12 protein-coding genes are annotated in these 14,708 nt (G+C 75.2%); 6 read left to right on the forward strand and 6 right to left on the reverse strand.

Annotation, left to right across the window (positions count from 1 at the left end; genetic code table 11):
* Positions 1 to 138: 138 nt before the first annotated feature.
* Together ACFWUQ_RS26425 and ACFWUQ_RS26430 are read right to left on the reverse strand one after the other, a co-directional pair.
* Positions 139 to 1,140, reverse strand: coding sequence for an A/G-specific adenine glycosylase (locus ACFWUQ_RS26425; protein ID WP_384542768.1), 1,002 nt, complete (start codon positions 1,138 to 1,140; stop codon positions 139 to 141).
* 28 nt (positions 1,141 to 1,168) lie between these two features.
* Positions 1,169 to 1,777, reverse strand: coding sequence for a phosphatase PAP2 family protein (locus tag ACFWUQ_RS26430; protein ID WP_384542771.1), 609 nt, complete (start codon positions 1,775 to 1,777; stop codon positions 1,169 to 1,171).
* Between the two features lie 160 nt (positions 1,778 to 1,937).
* On the opposite strand from ACFWUQ_RS26430, the gene ACFWUQ_RS26435 reads away from it, so the two are divergent.
* A complete protein-coding gene (locus ACFWUQ_RS26435; RefSeq protein WP_384542773.1) occupies positions 1,938 to 2,756 on the forward strand; it encodes a hypothetical protein in 819 nt (272 codons plus the stop codon).
* Positions 2,757 to 2,783: 27 nt separating this feature from the next.
* On the opposite strand, the gene disA is transcribed toward ACFWUQ_RS26435, so the two are convergent.
* Together disA and radA are read right to left on the reverse strand one after the other, a co-directional pair.
* Positions 2,784 to 3,908: a DNA integrity scanning diadenylate cyclase DisA gene (disA, locus tag ACFWUQ_RS26440; RefSeq protein ID WP_384542776.1), complete on the reverse strand. Its 1,125-nt coding sequence runs from the start codon at positions 3,906 to 3,908 to the stop codon at positions 2,784 to 2,786.
* Between the two features lie 282 nt (positions 3,909 to 4,190).
* Positions 4,191 to 5,603 (reverse strand): DNA repair protein RadA, encoded by a 1,413-nt coding sequence (gene radA, locus ACFWUQ_RS26445; protein ID WP_384542779.1) that lies wholly within the window; start codon positions 5,601 to 5,603, stop codon positions 4,191 to 4,193.
* A gap of 273 nt (positions 5,604 to 5,876) precedes the next feature.
* On the opposite strand from radA, the gene ACFWUQ_RS26450 reads away from it, so the two are divergent.
* Positions 5,877 to 7,604 (forward strand): hypothetical protein, encoded by a 1,728-nt coding sequence (locus ACFWUQ_RS26450; RefSeq protein WP_384542782.1) that lies wholly within the window; start codon positions 5,877 to 5,879, stop codon positions 7,602 to 7,604.
* A 15-nt stretch (positions 7,605 to 7,619) separates the two neighbouring features.
* Here ACFWUQ_RS26450 and ACFWUQ_RS26455 read toward each other — a convergent pair whose 3' ends face one another.
* A complete protein-coding gene (locus tag ACFWUQ_RS26455) occupies positions 7,620 to 8,429 on the reverse strand; it encodes a hypothetical protein (RefSeq protein WP_384542795.1) in 810 nt (269 codons plus the stop codon).
* A 279-nt stretch (positions 8,430 to 8,708) separates the two neighbouring features.
* Here ACFWUQ_RS26455 and ACFWUQ_RS26460 point away from each other — a divergent pair, with 279 nt between their 5' ends.
* From ACFWUQ_RS26460 to ilvD, 4 genes are all read left to right on the forward strand, one after another.
* Complete coding sequence (locus ACFWUQ_RS26460) at positions 8,709 to 9,650, forward strand: Ppx/GppA family phosphatase (protein WP_384542784.1); 942 nt, start codon at positions 8,709 to 8,711, stop codon at positions 9,648 to 9,650.
* A 64-nt stretch (positions 9,651 to 9,714) separates the two neighbouring features.
* Positions 9,715 to 10,551: a sugar phosphate isomerase/epimerase family protein gene (locus ACFWUQ_RS26465; RefSeq protein ID WP_384542786.1), complete on the forward strand. Its 837-nt coding sequence runs from the start codon at positions 9,715 to 9,717 to the stop codon at positions 10,549 to 10,551.
* Positions 10,548 to 11,168, forward strand: a complete 621-nt coding sequence (locus ACFWUQ_RS26470) for a TetR family transcriptional regulator (RefSeq protein WP_384542788.1) — start codon at positions 10,548 to 10,550, stop codon at positions 11,166 to 11,168. The genes ACFWUQ_RS26465 and ACFWUQ_RS26470 overlap by 4 nt, the downstream gene beginning before the upstream one ends.
* Positions 11,169 to 11,298: 130 nt before the next feature.
* Positions 11,299 to 13,149, forward strand: a complete 1,851-nt coding sequence (ilvD, locus tag ACFWUQ_RS26475) for a dihydroxy-acid dehydratase (protein ID WP_384542790.1) — start codon at positions 11,299 to 11,301, stop codon at positions 13,147 to 13,149.
* Between the two features lie 363 nt (positions 13,150 to 13,512).
* Here the strand turns inward: ilvD and ACFWUQ_RS26480 are convergent.
* Positions 13,513 to 14,708: PQQ-binding-like beta-propeller repeat protein (locus ACFWUQ_RS26480; RefSeq protein WP_384542793.1), on the reverse strand; the 1,196-nt coding region annotated here is incomplete at its 5' end.

Genomic DNA, 14,708 nt, shown 5'->3' on the forward strand with positions numbered 1-14,708 from the left:
TCGTTTTTTTTTTTAACACCTACCCCCTTTTGTTTGTTTAACTGGGCGGTGCGGGGGGGTTCCCCGGCCGCACGGGGTTTGTATCTGCCCGGGGGGGGGGGGGGGGGGGGGGGGGCGGGGGGGCCCGCCCGCCACCCCTCAGTTCTGCGGCGGTCCCTGGGGCAGTCGGTAGAAGCCGCCGGCGAGCGGTTCGACCAGGCCGTCGGAGACCAGCCCGTCCAGTGCCCGGGCCCGCTGCACCGGTTCGTCCCAGACGGTGTCGAGCACCGCGCGCGGAACGGAGCCCGCCGACTCCCGGAGCACGGCGAGGAGCCGGCCCCGGACCTGCCGGTCCGTTCCCGCGTACGTCTGCCCGCGGCGCGGCGGCCCTTCGTGCGCGGGCTTTCCGGCCAGGCGCCAGGCGCACAGCCCGGCGACGGGGCAGCGCGCGCAGTCCGGGCTCTTGGCGGTGCACACGAGCGCGCCGAGTTCCATCGAGGCCGCGGCCCAGCGCGCCGCGGTGCCCTCGTCCTCGGGCAGCATGGCGCGGGCGAGCCGCCGTTCGGCCGCGGTGGTGGCGTTGGGCGGGTACTCGACGCCGGTGGCGGTGCGGGCGAGGACGCGGCGGACGTTGGTGTCGAGCACCGCGTGCCGCTGCCCGTACGCGAAGGAGGCCACGGCCGCGGCGGTGTACTCGCCGATCCCGGGCAGGGCCAGCAGCTGCGTGTGGTCGCGCGGTACGTCGCCCCCGTGCCGCTCCGTTATCGCGGCGGCCGCGCCGTGCAGGCGCAGGGCGCGGCGGGGGTAGCCGAGCCGGCCCCAGGCCCGTACGGCCTCGCCCGGGGCGTCGGCGGCGAGGTCGGCGGGGCGGGGCCACCGGGCCAGCCACTGCTCGTAGACCGGCAGCACCCGGCTGACCGGGGTCTGCTGGAGCATGAACTCGCTGACCATGACCCCCCAGGGGCCGGCCTCGGGGCGGCGCCAGGGCAGGTCGCGGGCGTGCTCGTCGAACCACTCGATGACGGGGGAGTGCAGCGCGTGGCAGACGCCGGGCGGGGCGTCTGCCGAACCGTCGGCCGAGGTGGCGGGGGAGGTGTCGGGGAAGGCGTCGGGAGAGGTGTCGGAAGTGGCGTCTCGGGAGGAGAGGGGGGATGCAGTCATGGCAGACGCATCCTGGCACGTTTCGGGCCTAGCGCGCCGGGCCCGGACCGGTGAACCAGACAGCGGCGCGGACGTTGCTCGTCCGCACGGCGGAGACGATCCGGGTCGTCGGGCCGGTGAGGGCGAGGACGAGGAGCGCGGCCAGCGAGGCACCCAGCAGCAGGCCCATGGCCACGTCGTGCGGGTAGTGCACGCCGACGAAGACCCGGGAGAAGGCCATCAGCAGCGCGAGCGGCACGGTGAGCAGCGCGAGGCGCCGCACCGCCAGGGCCAGTGCGACGGCGGCGGCGCCGGCTATGGCCGAGTGGTTGCTGGGGAACGACCAGTCGCCGTAGGCAGGGCACTCGATCAGGGCGACGGCCGCACCGGTGACGGCCCGGCAGGGGCGGTCCTGGTCCACGGTGGACTTCGCGGCCTCGGACACGACGTACGCGAGGGCCGTGACCGGCGCCGCCAGGACGGCGAGGGCGACGGTGCGGGGGTCGCGGCGGCTGCGCGAGCGCCACCAGACGGCGACGAAGAGCGCGCCGAAGACGAGGAGCCCGTACTCCGTCCACACCTCGGACGCGGTCTGCACCCAGGAGGGTGTGGAGTGGGCGAAGGAGGTGACGTCGCGATAGAGGTCCGAGCTGTTCATGGTCACCGACAGTACTTAAAGATGATTAACCCCTGTGCGGGGGGCTTGGCTTGTTCTGGTCGCCTTCGCCCGCGGCAGCAGGCTGATCATCGGCAAATCAATTCCGCTGCGCGGCATGTGGGGCGCGGATCGGGCCGCGAACTCTCGTAAAGTTCCGCTCGTGGGATCTCTGCGCAATCCGGTCGGGCCGCTCCCCTCCTCCATCTACTGGCGACGGAGGGCTGTGCTGGCGTCCGTTGTCGCGCTCCTCGCGCTCCTCGCCGTATGGACCGTCAGTTCCGGCGGGGGGAAGTCGAGTACGAACGGCAAGGGCCAGGGCGGCCCCGACCCCGTCACCTCGATCACCCCGGGCCCGCCGGGCAGCGGCCCGGCGATCAGTCAGGCCCCGGGCGGACGGCCCGAGTCGGGCGGGGGCGCGGGCACCGGCTCCGAGGGCGGCGGCTCCGCGGGTGCCGGCAAGAACGGGGAGCCCGGCGGAGGTTCCGGTTCCGGCGCCGGCGGTGCGGGTGCGGGCGGCACGGACGGTTCCGGCGCGGGCGGCGGCCCGGCCCAGGTCCCGGCGGACTCGCCCCTCCCCACGTGCGCGCCGGGCGCGCTGCAGTGGGAGGTCAAGAGCGTGAAGAACGAGTACGAGGCGAACGAGAAGCCCCGGCTGGAACTGATCACCCGCAATGTCTCCGCCAGCACCTGCAAGGTCGATCTCGGCCCCAAGCAGGCGGTCCTGACCATCCTCCAGGCGGCCGGCACCAAGGCCGTGTGGTCCTCGGCGGACTGCCCCGCGGGCCCGGGCAACGCCTTCTTCCGCGTCGGCGCGCAGAGCGAGACGAAGCAGTCCCTGGAATGGGATCGCAGGTTCAGCGCGCCCGACCAGTGCCAGACGCCCCCGCCGGGGTCGGCCGGCCCGGACACCTACGTGGTCGAGGTCAAGTCCCCGGGCATGCCGGTGGCGCGCACCTCGTTCGTCCTCAAGCAGGACTAGGGCCCCGGGCCGTCCGGGCGCCGCGGGTCAGACGTACCGCTCCAGGATCGACGACTCCGCCAGCCGGGACAGGCCCTCGCGGACGCTGCGCGCCCGCGCCTCGCCGACGCCGTCCACCGTCTGCAGGTCGTCGACGCTGGCCGCGAGCAGCTTCTGCAGGCCGCCGAAGTGCTCCACCAGCCGCTCGATGATCGCGCCGGGGAGCCTCGGCACCTTGGCCAGCAGGCGGTAGCCCCGCGGCGACACCGCCGAGTCCAGGGTCTCCGGCGAGCCGGTGTACCCGAGCGCCTTCGCCACGATCGCCAGTTCCAGCAGCTCCGGGTGCGTCAGCGCGTCCAGCTCGGACAGGGCCTCGTCCACCGTGCGGGAACGCTTCGCCGTCGGCTCCGGCACGTAGTCCCGGATGACCAGCTCGCGCTCCTGCTCGATCCCCACCGTCAGCTCGTCGAGCTGCAGCGACAGCAGGCGACCGTCCGTGCCCAGTTCCACCACGTACTCGGCGATCTCGGTCGCGATCCGCCGGACCATTTCCAGCCGCTGCGCGACCGCCGTCACGTCGCGGACCGTGACCAGGTCCTCGATCTCCAGCGCCGACAGCGTGCCCGCGACCTCGTCGAGCCGCAGCTTGTACCGCTCCAGGGTGGCCAGCGCCTGGTTCGCCCGCGACAGGATCGCCCCGGACTCCTCCAGGACCCGCCGCTCCCCGTCCACGTACAGGGCGATCAGCCGCATCGACTGCGACACCGACACGACCGGGAAGCCGCACTGCTTCGAGACGCGGTCGGCCGTGCGGTGCCGCGTGCCGGTCTCCTCCGTGTGGATCGACGCGTCCGGCACGAGCTGCACGCCGGCCCGCAGGATCTTGGTGATGTCCTTGTCGAGGATGAGCGCGCCGTCGAGCTTGCACAGCTCGCGCAGCCGGGTCGCGGTGAACTCCACGTCCAGGACGAAACCGCCGGTGCACATGGCGTCGACGGACTTGTCCATCCCGAGGACGATGAGCCCGCCGGTGTTGCCCCGGACGATCCGCTCCAGGCCGTCGCGCAGGGGCTGACCGGGCGCGACCGCGCTGAGGGAGGCCCGCATCATGGCCTCCTGCTTGGAGCCGGCACCCGACTTGCCGGATGCTGCTGCCCCGTCCTTGGCTGCCACTGCACTCCTCCGGTCGCGGGTTGCGCCGCCCCGCGCCACGGGCACGAGGACGTGCGAAGGGCCGGGCGGACCAGCACAAAGTCTACCGGCGCGCGCTGCGGCCCCGCCGTGGCTTGGCCAGGTACGCCCGCACGGAACCCGGTACGGGGCCCCTGACCAGCGGCGGGGCCCGTCGATACGTCACCGCGGGCGGACCCGGGGACCGCGGCCGGCGGAGCCGGACGGCCCACTCGGCGGCCCGCGGAGCCGGGGTCTGCTCGGCGGCCCGCGGAGCCGGGCGGCCTACTCGGCGGCCCGCTCCCTCGCCGGCGTACGCGACCGGCCGCGCGGCAGTACGCGCAGCGCCTCGCCCATGTCGGCCACCTCGATCACCTTCATGCCCGCGGGCACCTTGCCCGGGTCCGACGGCACCAGCGCCTGGGTGAAGCCGAGCCGGTGCGCCTCCGCGAGGCGCCGCTGCACGCCGGTCACCCGGCGCACCTCACCGGCCAGGCCGACCTCCCCGATCGCGACGAGGTTCTTCGGCAGCGGCACGTCACTGGCGGCGGAGGCCAGCGCGAGCGCGATCGCCAGGTCGGCGGCCGGTTCGGTGAGCTTCACCCCGCCCACCGTCGCGCTGTAGATGTCCCGCTTGCCGAGCGCGGTGATCCGCCCCCGCTGCTCCAGGACCGCCAGCATCATCGAGACGCGGGAGGTCTCCAGCCCCGACGTGGTCCGCCGGGGGGAGGGGATCTGGGAGTCCACGGTCAGCGCCTGCACCTCGGCGACCAGGGGGCGCTTGCCCTCCAGGGTCACCGTCAGGCAGGTGCCGGGCACGGCCTCGGCTCGCCGGGTCAGAAACAGCCCGCTCGGGTCGGCCAGGCCCGTGATCCCCTCGTCGTGCAGTTCGAAGCAGCCCACCTCGTCGGTGGCGCCGTACCGGTTCTTGACGCCGCGCACCAGCCGCAGCCGGGCGTGGCGGTCGCCCTCGAAGCTCAGCACCACGTCGACGAGGTGCTCCAGCAGCCGGGGGCCGGCGATGGCCCCGTCCTTGGTCACGTGGCCCACCAGCAGGGTGGACATCCCCCGCTCCTTCGAGGCCCGGATCAGCGCCCCGGCCACCTCGCGGACCTGCGCCATGCCGCCGGGCGCGCCGTCGATCTCGGGGGAGGCCACCGTCTGCACGGAGTCCAGGACGAGCAGGGAGGGCTTCACGGCGTCCAGGTGGCCGAGCACGGCCGAGAGGTCGGTCTCGGCGGCGAGGTACAGGTGGTCGCTGAGGGCGTTGATGCGGTCGGCCCGCAGCCGCACCTGGCTCGCGGACTCCTCGCCGGTGACGTACAGGGTGCGGTGCTCGCTGTCGGCCGCCTTCGCCGCGACGTCCAGCAGCAGCGTCGACTTCCCGACGCCGGGCTCCCCGGCGAGCAGGACCACGGCCCCGGGCACGAGCCCGCCGCCGAGCACCCGGTCCAGCTCGTCCACGCCGGTACTGCGGGCGGTCGCCGTCCGCCCGTCGACCTGGGCGATCGGTACGGCGGCGGTCGAGACCCGGCCCGCCGCGGTGGTCCGCACGGCGGGCGTGCCCATCTCCTCGACGGTGCCCCACGCCTGGCACTCGGGACACCGCCCGAGCCACTTCGCGGTCGTCCAGCCGCACTCGGTACAGCGGTAGGACGGCCGGTCCTTGGCGGATGAACGAGCAGTACGGGCAGCCATGCGGCCCACGGTAGCCGCCCCCACCGACAACCCGGCCGCTGCCTCGGTCCGGCCGCCCGCCGCCGGCCGGGCCGCCCGCCCGCAGGGGGGGTACGTCCGCCCACCGGGCGTCGCACGCCCCCCTGCCGCGGCCGGGCCGCACCCCGGCGCGCCGGCCGCAGGAGGCCCGGCGTCAGGGCCGGGGGTCAGCGGACCTCCGATCTGTTCACCCGTAAGGGCTAAAACAGCTGAAGGCTTCCGGGGCATCACTGGCGCGCCGCCTACGGTCGCCAGGTGAACAGCAGCAACCAGGCACACCCCGCACCGCGCACCGGCGCACACCGGGCGCACGGGCGCACGCCCCTCGCAGGGGAGCAGCCGCCCCCCTTCCGCCACGAGCCCTACCTCGATGGCCTGTTCACCTACTGCCTGTCGGTCCTCTGCGACCACGACACCGCCACCGACGTGCTCGGTGACGTGCTCGCCGTGGCCGAGCGGCACCCGGGCCGCTGCCCCGACGAGAGGGACCGGCGGGCCTGGCTGTACGCCCTCGCCCGCTGGGGCTGCCTCCGCCGGCTCGCCGAACGACGGCGCACGCGGCAGGGAGCGCATTCCGCTCGGCGTGCGCCGGTGCACACGGACCCCGACCGTGCGCCGGACGGCCACGCGCCCGACCCGAACGCCCGACGCACCCTTGACGTGAACGCCTACCGCCGTACCGAGCTGGCCCGCCTCGCCTGGCCGGAGGCCGCCGGCACCACGCCCGAGCAGCGCGAGGCCCTGGAACTGGCCGTCCGCCACCGCCTCGGCGTCCCCGAACTCGCGGCCGTCCTCGGCACCCGCCCCGCGGCCGCCCGGGAACTGCTCTCCGGCGCCGCGTGCGAGGTCGAACGTACCCGCGCGGCCCTCGCCGTCGTCGAGACCGGCGGCTGCCCCGCCGTGTCCCGCCTCACCGGGGACGGCCAGGTCCTGCTCTCCACCACCCTGCGCGCCGAGCTCGTACGCCACGTCGACGACTGCCCTCGCTGCCGCCGCGTGGCCGAGCGCGTCGGCGCCGCGGCCCCCTGGCCCGGTTCGGGGGACATCGACACCGCCGCGCTCCCGCTGGTCCCCGCCCCCCGTACCGCCGTGCACGCCGCGATGCTCCGCGCCGGGCGCGGCCGGGGCCGGGGCCCGGGCCCTCGCTTCGACCGCACCGGCTTCCCGATGGACCCCAAGGACCGCGCGGCCCGCCGCGACCGGCTGCGCGCCCGGGCGGTGACCACCACCGTCGTCGCCACCGTCGTGGCGGCCCCGGTGCTGGCGCTGTGGGCGGCGTACCGGGGCGAGGCCGGCGCCGGCGAGCCGGCCGGCGACACCTCCACCCGGATCTCCGCCAAGGAGTCCGAGACCGGGCCCCCGCACGTGGACGGCCGCCCGCTGACCGCCTACGAGAACGCCGGCAACGCCGCCGCGACCACCGGCGGCCCCGGCTTCGCGCCGGGCAGCGCGGACCCCGACGTCTCCGTCGAGGTGATCAGCGCCGGCCCGCCGGCCACCCCCGGCCCGGCCCGTCCCGGCGCACCCGGCCGCCTCTCCGTGGCCGCGTCCTCGCACGGCACCACCACCGTGCTCACCCTCACGGCCTCCGGCGGCGCCCCGGTGGACTGGCGGCTCTGGTCCGACGCCCCGTGGCTGCGCGCGAGCCGGACGGCGGGCACGCTGGCGCCCGGAGAATCGGTCACCCTGATGATCTCCGTGGACACCGAGTCCCAGCCCGTCGGCGCCTGGGCGGCCCGGGTCGGCGTGGATCCGGGCGGCGCGGTGGTCTCCATCCGCGGGCGCGGCCGCCCCGCGCCCGCCACCCCGGGCGACCCCTCACCCCCGGCGCCCACCCCGGACCCGACCCCCACGCCCACCGCGACGGAGCCGAGCACCCCGCCGCCGGACCCGACACCCACGCCGACCCCGACCGACCCCCCGGCCACCACGGCCGCCCCGTCCCCGGAGCCGACCGGGGAAGCACCCGGACCGGCCTCGTAGGAGGGCGGCGGGCGGCTACACGGGGTCGGCCGGGTGCGGCGCCATCGGCAGCAGGGAGGCCAGGCGGGCCTCGCAGTGCTCGACGAGGGCCTCGTAGCCCGCCTTGCCCATCAGCTCCGTCAGCTCGGGGCGGTACGACACGTACACCGGCTCCCCGGCGCCGTGCGCGGAGGTCGCCGACGTGCACCACCAGTGCAGGTCGTGGCCGCCGGGTCCCCAGCCGCGCCGGTCGTACTCCCCGATCGACACCTGGAGGACGCGGGTGTCGTCGGGGCGCTCGATCCAGTCGTACGTGCGGCGGATCGGCAGCTGCCAGCAGACGTCGGGCTTCGTCTCCAGCGGTTCGCGCCCCTCCCGCACGGCCAGGATGTGCAGCGAGCAGCCCGCGCCGGCGGCGAAGCCGGGCCGGTTCAGGAAGATGCACGCCCCGTCCCAGCGGCGGGTCTGCTTCTCGCCGTCGTCGTCGGCCTGGGTCCACCCGGTCTCGCTGCCGACGTCGTGGAACTGCCACACCTCGGGCGTCAGCCGCGCCACATGCCGGGCCACCCGCTTCTCGTCGTCCTCGTCGGAGAAGTGCGCCCCGAGCGTGCAGCAGCCGTCGGACGCCCGGCCCGGCTGGATGCCCTGGCAGCCGCTGCCGAAAATGCAGGTCCAACGGGAGGTCAGCCAGGTCAGGTCGCAGCGGAAGACCTGCTCGTCGTCGGCGGGGTCGGGGAACTCCACCCAGGCGCGGGGGAAGTCGAGGCCCTTCTCGTCGGGGACGACGGCGCCCCTGGCCTTGGCCCCGGCCCTGGCGCCCGCCTTGGCTTTGCCCTTCGCCTTCACCTCGGCGTTTCCGCCCCCGGCGTCCGCCGGCGCACCCGCGTCGGCGTGGCCCTTGCGCCTGCCCTTGTCCTTGGCCTTGTCCTTGGCCTTGACGACGGCTCCGACCGCGGCTCCGACCGCGGCCCCGACGGCGGCGTCGACCCCGGCTCCGACCGCGGCCCCGGTCCCGGCCTCGGTGGTGCTGCCCTTGCCCGCGTCCTTCTTCGTATGTGGCACAAACCCAAGCCTAAGCGCCCCTCCCACCACCCCCGCGTGTTCGTCGCAGTAGCGTTTCCCCCTATGAGACTCGGTGTCCTTGACGTGGGTTCGAACACGGTCCATCTGCTGGTGGTGGACGCGCACCCCGGTGCGCGCCCCCAGCCGGCGTACTCGCACAAGGTCGACATGCGGCTGGCGCAGCTCCTCGACGAGCACGGCGCCGTCACGCCCGAGGGCATCGAGCGCCTCGTCTCGGTGATCGGCGAAGCCGTGCACGCCGCCGAGGACAAGGGCTGCGAGGACGTCCTGCCGTTCGCGACCAGCGCGGTGCGCGAGGCCACGAACGCGGACGAGGTCCTGGCCCGGGTGAAGCGGGAGACCGGCGTCGACCTCCCCGTCCTGAGCGGCGAGGACGAGGCCCGGCTGACCTTCCTCGCGGCGCGCCGCTGGTTCGGCTGGTCGGCCGGGAAACTGCTGGTCCTCGACATCGGCGGCGGCTCGCTGGAGATCGCGTACGGCATCGACGAGGACCCGGACGCGGCCGTCTCGCTGCCGCTGGGCGCGGGCCGCCTGACGGCGGGCTGGCTCCCCGGGGACCCCCCGGACGCCTCCGACATCCGCGCGATGCGCCGGCACGTGCGGGCGCAGATCGCGCGCACCGTGCGGGAGTTCAACCGCTTCGGGACACCGGACCACGTGGTGGGCACGTCGAAGACGTTCAAGCAGCTGGCCCGCCTCGCGGGCGCGGCGCGCTCGGCGGACGGCCTGTACGTGCAGCGGGACCTGACGCGCAAGTCCCTGGAGGAGTGGGTCCCGCGCCTCGCGGCGATGACCACGGCGCAGCGCTCCGCCCTCCCGGGCGTCTCCGAGGGCCGCGCCAACCAGCTCCTGGCGGGCGCGCTGGTGGCGGAGGGCGCGATGGACCTCTTCGGGGTCGACGAGTTGGAGATCTGCCCGTGGGCCCTGCGCGAGGGCGTGATCCTGCGCCGCCTGGACCACATGCCGCCGGAGGTGGGGGAGTAGCAAGCGGGCCCCGGCGTGAGGGCCTTCACATACGGGGGTCGCGAGGGGCCCGTACCCTGTGTCCGTGGCAGAACCAGTCCGTGTACCGACCGCGAAGGTCGCGCTCTCCACGGCCTCCGTGTACCCGGAGTCCACGGCGACCGCCTTCGAGACCGCCGCGCGCCTCGGGTATGACGGCGTCGAGGTCATGGTCTGGACGGACCCGGTCAGCCAGGACGTGGACGCCCTGCGCCGCCTCTCGGACCGGCACCGGGTACCGGTCCTGGCCGTCCACGCGCCCTGCCTCCTCATCACCCAGCGCGTCTGGTCGACCGACCCGTGGACCAAGCTCCAGCGGGCCCGGGCCGCCGCCGAGCGGCTGGGGGCGTCCACGGTGGTGGTGCACCCGCCGTTCCGGTGGCAGCGGCAGTACGCGCGGGACTTCGTCGGCGGGATCTGGCGGATGGCCGACGAGACCGATGTCCGGTTCGCCGTCGAGAACATGTATCCCTGGCGCTACCGCGACCGCGAGATGCTCGCGTACGCGCCCGAGTGGGACGTGACCAAGGACGACTACCGGCACTTCACCGTCGACCTGTCGCACACGGCGACCGCGCGCACGGACGCCGTCGCGATGATCGACCGGATGGGCGACCGGCTCGCCCACATCCACCTCGCCGACGGGAACGGATCCGCCAAGGACGAGCACCTCGTCCCGGGACGCGGTACGCAGCCCTGCGCCGAGCTGCTGGAGCGGCTCGCCCGGACCTCCTTCGACGGGCACGTGGTGATCGAGGTCAACACGCGGCGCGCCATGTCCTCCGCCGAGCGCGAGGCCGACCTCGCCGAGGCGCTGGCCTTCACCCGCCTGCACCTCGCCACCGCGCCCGCCCCGCCCCGCCCCCCGGCGCGCCGCCCGTGACCGCGGAGCCGGCGAAGCCCCGCCGCCGGGGGCCCGGGCGGCCCCGGCAGGACGAGGTCGAGGAGGGGCCCGGCACCCAGGAGCGGATCCGCCTCGCGGCCCGCTCCGAGTTCGCCGCGCGGGGCTACGACAAGACCTCCGTACGGGGCGTCGCCAAGGCCGCGGGCGTGGACCCGGCCCTGGTCCACCACTACTTCGGCAGCAAGGACGACCTCTTCGCCGCCGCCATCGAGCTCAGCATGGAGCCCGCCCTGGTGGTCCCGGCGATCATCGGCGCCGGCCCGGACGGCATCGGCGAGCGCCTCGCGCGCTACTTCCTCGGGATCTGGGAGAACCCGGCCAGCCGGACCCCCCTGCTCGCGGTCCTGCGCTCCGCGCTCACCCACGAGGCCGCGGCCAAGGTGCTGCGCGGGCTGATCCTGCGCCGCGTCCTGGAGCGCGTCGCCGCCGACCTGGACGTTCCGGAGCCGACCCTGCGGGTCGAGCTGGCCGCCTCGCACATGATCGGTATCGCCCTGCTGCGCTACGTCGTCCAGGTCGAGCCCCTCGCCTCCGCGGACCCCGAGGACATCGTGGCCCTGGTGGCCCCGACGCTCCAGCGGTACCTGACCGAGTGATGAGCCGCGCGTCCCGACATCCGGACAACCCGTCCGTATCCCGGGCGATGGGCGTAGCCTCGTAACTGATTCATATCTACAGTCGCGGCCGCGCCCGCAAGGCCGACCGCACTCATGGGGAGTGAACCCGATGCCCGAGCTGAGGTCCCGCACCGTCACCCACGGCCGCAACATGGCGGGCGCACGCGCCCTTATGCGTGCGTCGGGCGTAGCGAGCGAGGACATCGGGAAGCCGATCATCGCGGTCGCCAACTCCTTCACCGAGTTCGTCCCCGGCCACACCCACCTCGCCCCCGTCGGCCGGATCGTCTCCGACGCCATCCGGGCCGCGGGCGCGATCCCGCGCGAGTTCAACACGATCGCCGTCGACGACGGCATCGCCATGGGGCACGGCGGGATGCTCTACTCGCTGCCGTCGCGCGACCTCATCGCGGACTCCGTGGAGTACATGGTCGAGGCGCACTGCGCCGACGCGCTGATCTGCATCTCCAACTGCGACAAGATCACTCCCGGCATGCTGATGGCCGCGATGCGGCTCAACATCCCGGTCGTGTTCGTGTCCGGCGGCCCGATGGAGGCCGGGCAGGCCATCCTCGTCGACGGCACCGTCCGCAAGCTCGACCTGATCGACGCCATGGTCGACGCCGCCAACGAGAACATCTCCGACGAGGACGTCCTGCGGATCGAGGAGAACGCCTGCCCGACCTGCGGGTCCTGTTCGGGCATGTTCACCGCCAACTCCATGAACTGCCTCGCCGAGGCCATCGGCCTGGCCCTGCCGGGCAACGGTTCGGTCCTCGCCACGCACACCGCCCGCCGCGCCCTGTACGAGGACGCCGGCCGGACGGTCGTGGAGATCACCAAGCGGTACTACGAGGACGGCGACGAGTCGGTCCTGCCGCGCGCCATCGCCACCCGCGAGGCCTTCGAGAACGCCATGGCCCTCGACATCGCCATGGGCGGCTCCACCAACACGATCCTGCACCTGCTGGCCGCGGCGCAGGAAGCCGGTCTGGACTACGACCTCACCGACATCGACGAGGTCTCGCGCCGCGTCCCGTGCCTGGCCAAGGTCGCTCCGAACGTGGCGCCCGGCGGCACGTACTACATGGAGGACATCCACCGCGCCGGCGGCATCCCCGCCATCCTCGGCGAGCTGCACCGCGGCGGCCTCCTCAACAAGAACGTCACCACCGTCCACTCCGACGGCCTGGAGGACTGGCTCGGGCAGTGGGACGCCCGCTCCGGCACCGCGTCCGAGACGGCGATGGAGCTGTGGCACGCGGCCCCCGGCTGCGTGCGGTCCGCGACCGCGTTCTCCCAGTCCGAGCGCTGGGACACCCTCGACCTCGACGCCGAGGGCGGCTGCATCCGCTCCGTGCAGCACGCGTACTCCAAGGACGGCGGCCTCGCCGTCCTGCGCGGCAACATCGCGGTCGACGGGTGCGTCGTGAAGACGGCCGGCGTGGACGAGTCGATCTGGACGTTCGAGGGCCCGGCGGTCGTCTGCGAGTCGCAGGACGAGGCCGTCGACAAGATCCTGCGCAAGGAGATCAAGGCGGGCGACGTCGTCGTCATCCGCTACGAGGGCCCGCGCGGCGGCCCCGGCATGCAGGAGATGCTCTACCCGACCTCCTTCCTCAAGGGCCGGGGCCTCGGCAAGGTCTGCGCACTGATCACGGACGGCCGCTTCTCCGGCGGCACCTCGGGCCTGTCCATCGGCCACGCCTCGCCGGAGGCGGCCTCAGGCGGCACCATCGCCCTGGTCGAGGACGGCGACCGGATCCGGATCGACATCCCCAACCGCTCGATCGAACTGCTCGTCGACGACGCGGCCCTGGCCGCGCGGCGCGAGGCCCTCGGCGGCGTGTACGCCCCGAAGAACCGCGAGCGCAAGGTCTCGGCCGCGCTGCGGGCCTACGCCGCCATGGCCACCAGCGCCGACAAGGGCGCGGTCCGCGACGTGAGCCTGCTCCCCTGACCCGCACCGCACCCCCCGCCCGGCCCGACGGCCCCCACCCGACCAGGTCGGGCGGGGGCCGCTCCCGTACGGGGCCCGGCGCCCCGGCGCTCGCGTGCCCCGGGGCGCCGGGGTGCCGGGCCGCCGGGTGCCGGGGTGCCGGGCCCAGGGGTGCCGGGCCCAGGCGTGCCGGGCCGGGGCCGCGCCCGGGCTTGCCGACGTGCCCTGCGGCCGTTCGCGTGCTCCGGGGTGCAGGGCCCGGCGGTGCCGGGCCCAGGGGTGCCGGGCCGGGGCCGCGCCCGGGCTTGCCGACGTGCCCCGCGGCCGTTCGCGGGCTCCGGGGTGCAGGGGTGCCGGAGGCGTCTCGGCCTCGCGGTGCCGGTGTCAGTCGCCGGCGGGGTTCACCGCCGCCACCGCGAACACCGAGCCGTCCGGGGCCGACGCGTACACCCGCCCGTCGGCCGCCACCGGCGCGGGCAGGGTCGCGCTGAAGGCGCCCTGCCCCGGCCCCGTCCGGGGCCCCGTCTGCCCCGTGAGCCGTCCGGCCGCCGCGTCGACGGTCAGCAGCCGGCCGTCCTGCGCCGACAGGTGCACCCGCCCGTCGGCGGCCACCGGCCGGGAGGCGGCGCCCGCTCCGGTCTCCAGCCGCCACCGCTCCCCCTCCGGTCCGACCGCCACGAGCCCGCCCCTGCTCTCCACCGCGTAGACGGTCCCGTCCGGGGCCACGGCCGCCTCCGCCTCGAACAGCGGCGCCGACAGCCGTACGCGGTGCACCGCCAGGCTCGCCGCGTCCACCCGTACGACGGCGCTCGTCCTGACCCCCGCCTCGTTGTCCAGCAGGTACACCGAGCCCCCCGCCACCCCGACCGGCCGCAGCCGTCCCGCGGCCCGCGTCTGCCGGACCACGGCACCGGTCGCCGGGTCCACCTCCGCCAGGAGGGTCGTCGCGCCGGCGCCGTCGGGCGTCGCCGCGTACAGCACCGGGGCACCCGAGCCGCCCGGACCGCCCCACCACACGGACCCCGCCCCGCCGATCCGCTTCGTCCAGCGCTGGGCCCCGCTCGCCGCGTCGAGGGCGGTCACCGCCCCGTCGGGCGCCACCGTGAGTACGTACGGGCCCGCCGTCACGACCCGCGCCCCGCCCGGGAGCCCGCGGCGCCAGCGCTCCGCGCCCGTGCCCGGGTCCAGCGCCTGGAGCAGCTCGCTGCCGGGCGCCACCGCCAGGACCGCCCCGGCGGCGTGCAGCGGCGTACTGTCCGTCACCGCATCGGGGGCCGGCGCGGCCGTACGCACGGCCCACACCACCGAGCCGTCCGCGGGGTCGAGCCGGGCCGCGGCCAGCCCGCGCCCCGAGCAGTACAGGCCCCCGGCCGCCGCCGAGCAGGACGCGGTGCGGCCGCCCAGGGGCACCGACCACGGCGTGAACGGCTTCCCCGCCGCGGTCCCCCGCGGCGTCGGCGCTCCCGGCGTCCCGGGCCGCGCCGAGGCCTCCGCGTCGGGGCCGGACCAGGCGTAACCCCCGGCCGCCCCCGCCGCGAGCAGCAGCCCGAGGCCGGCCGCCCACAGCGCCGACCGGCGCC

This window comes from Streptomyces sp. NPDC058662 (genome assembly GCF_042716255.1).
In the GTDB taxonomy this organism is placed as follows: domain Bacteria; phylum Actinomycetota; class Actinomycetes; order Streptomycetales; family Streptomycetaceae; genus Streptomyces.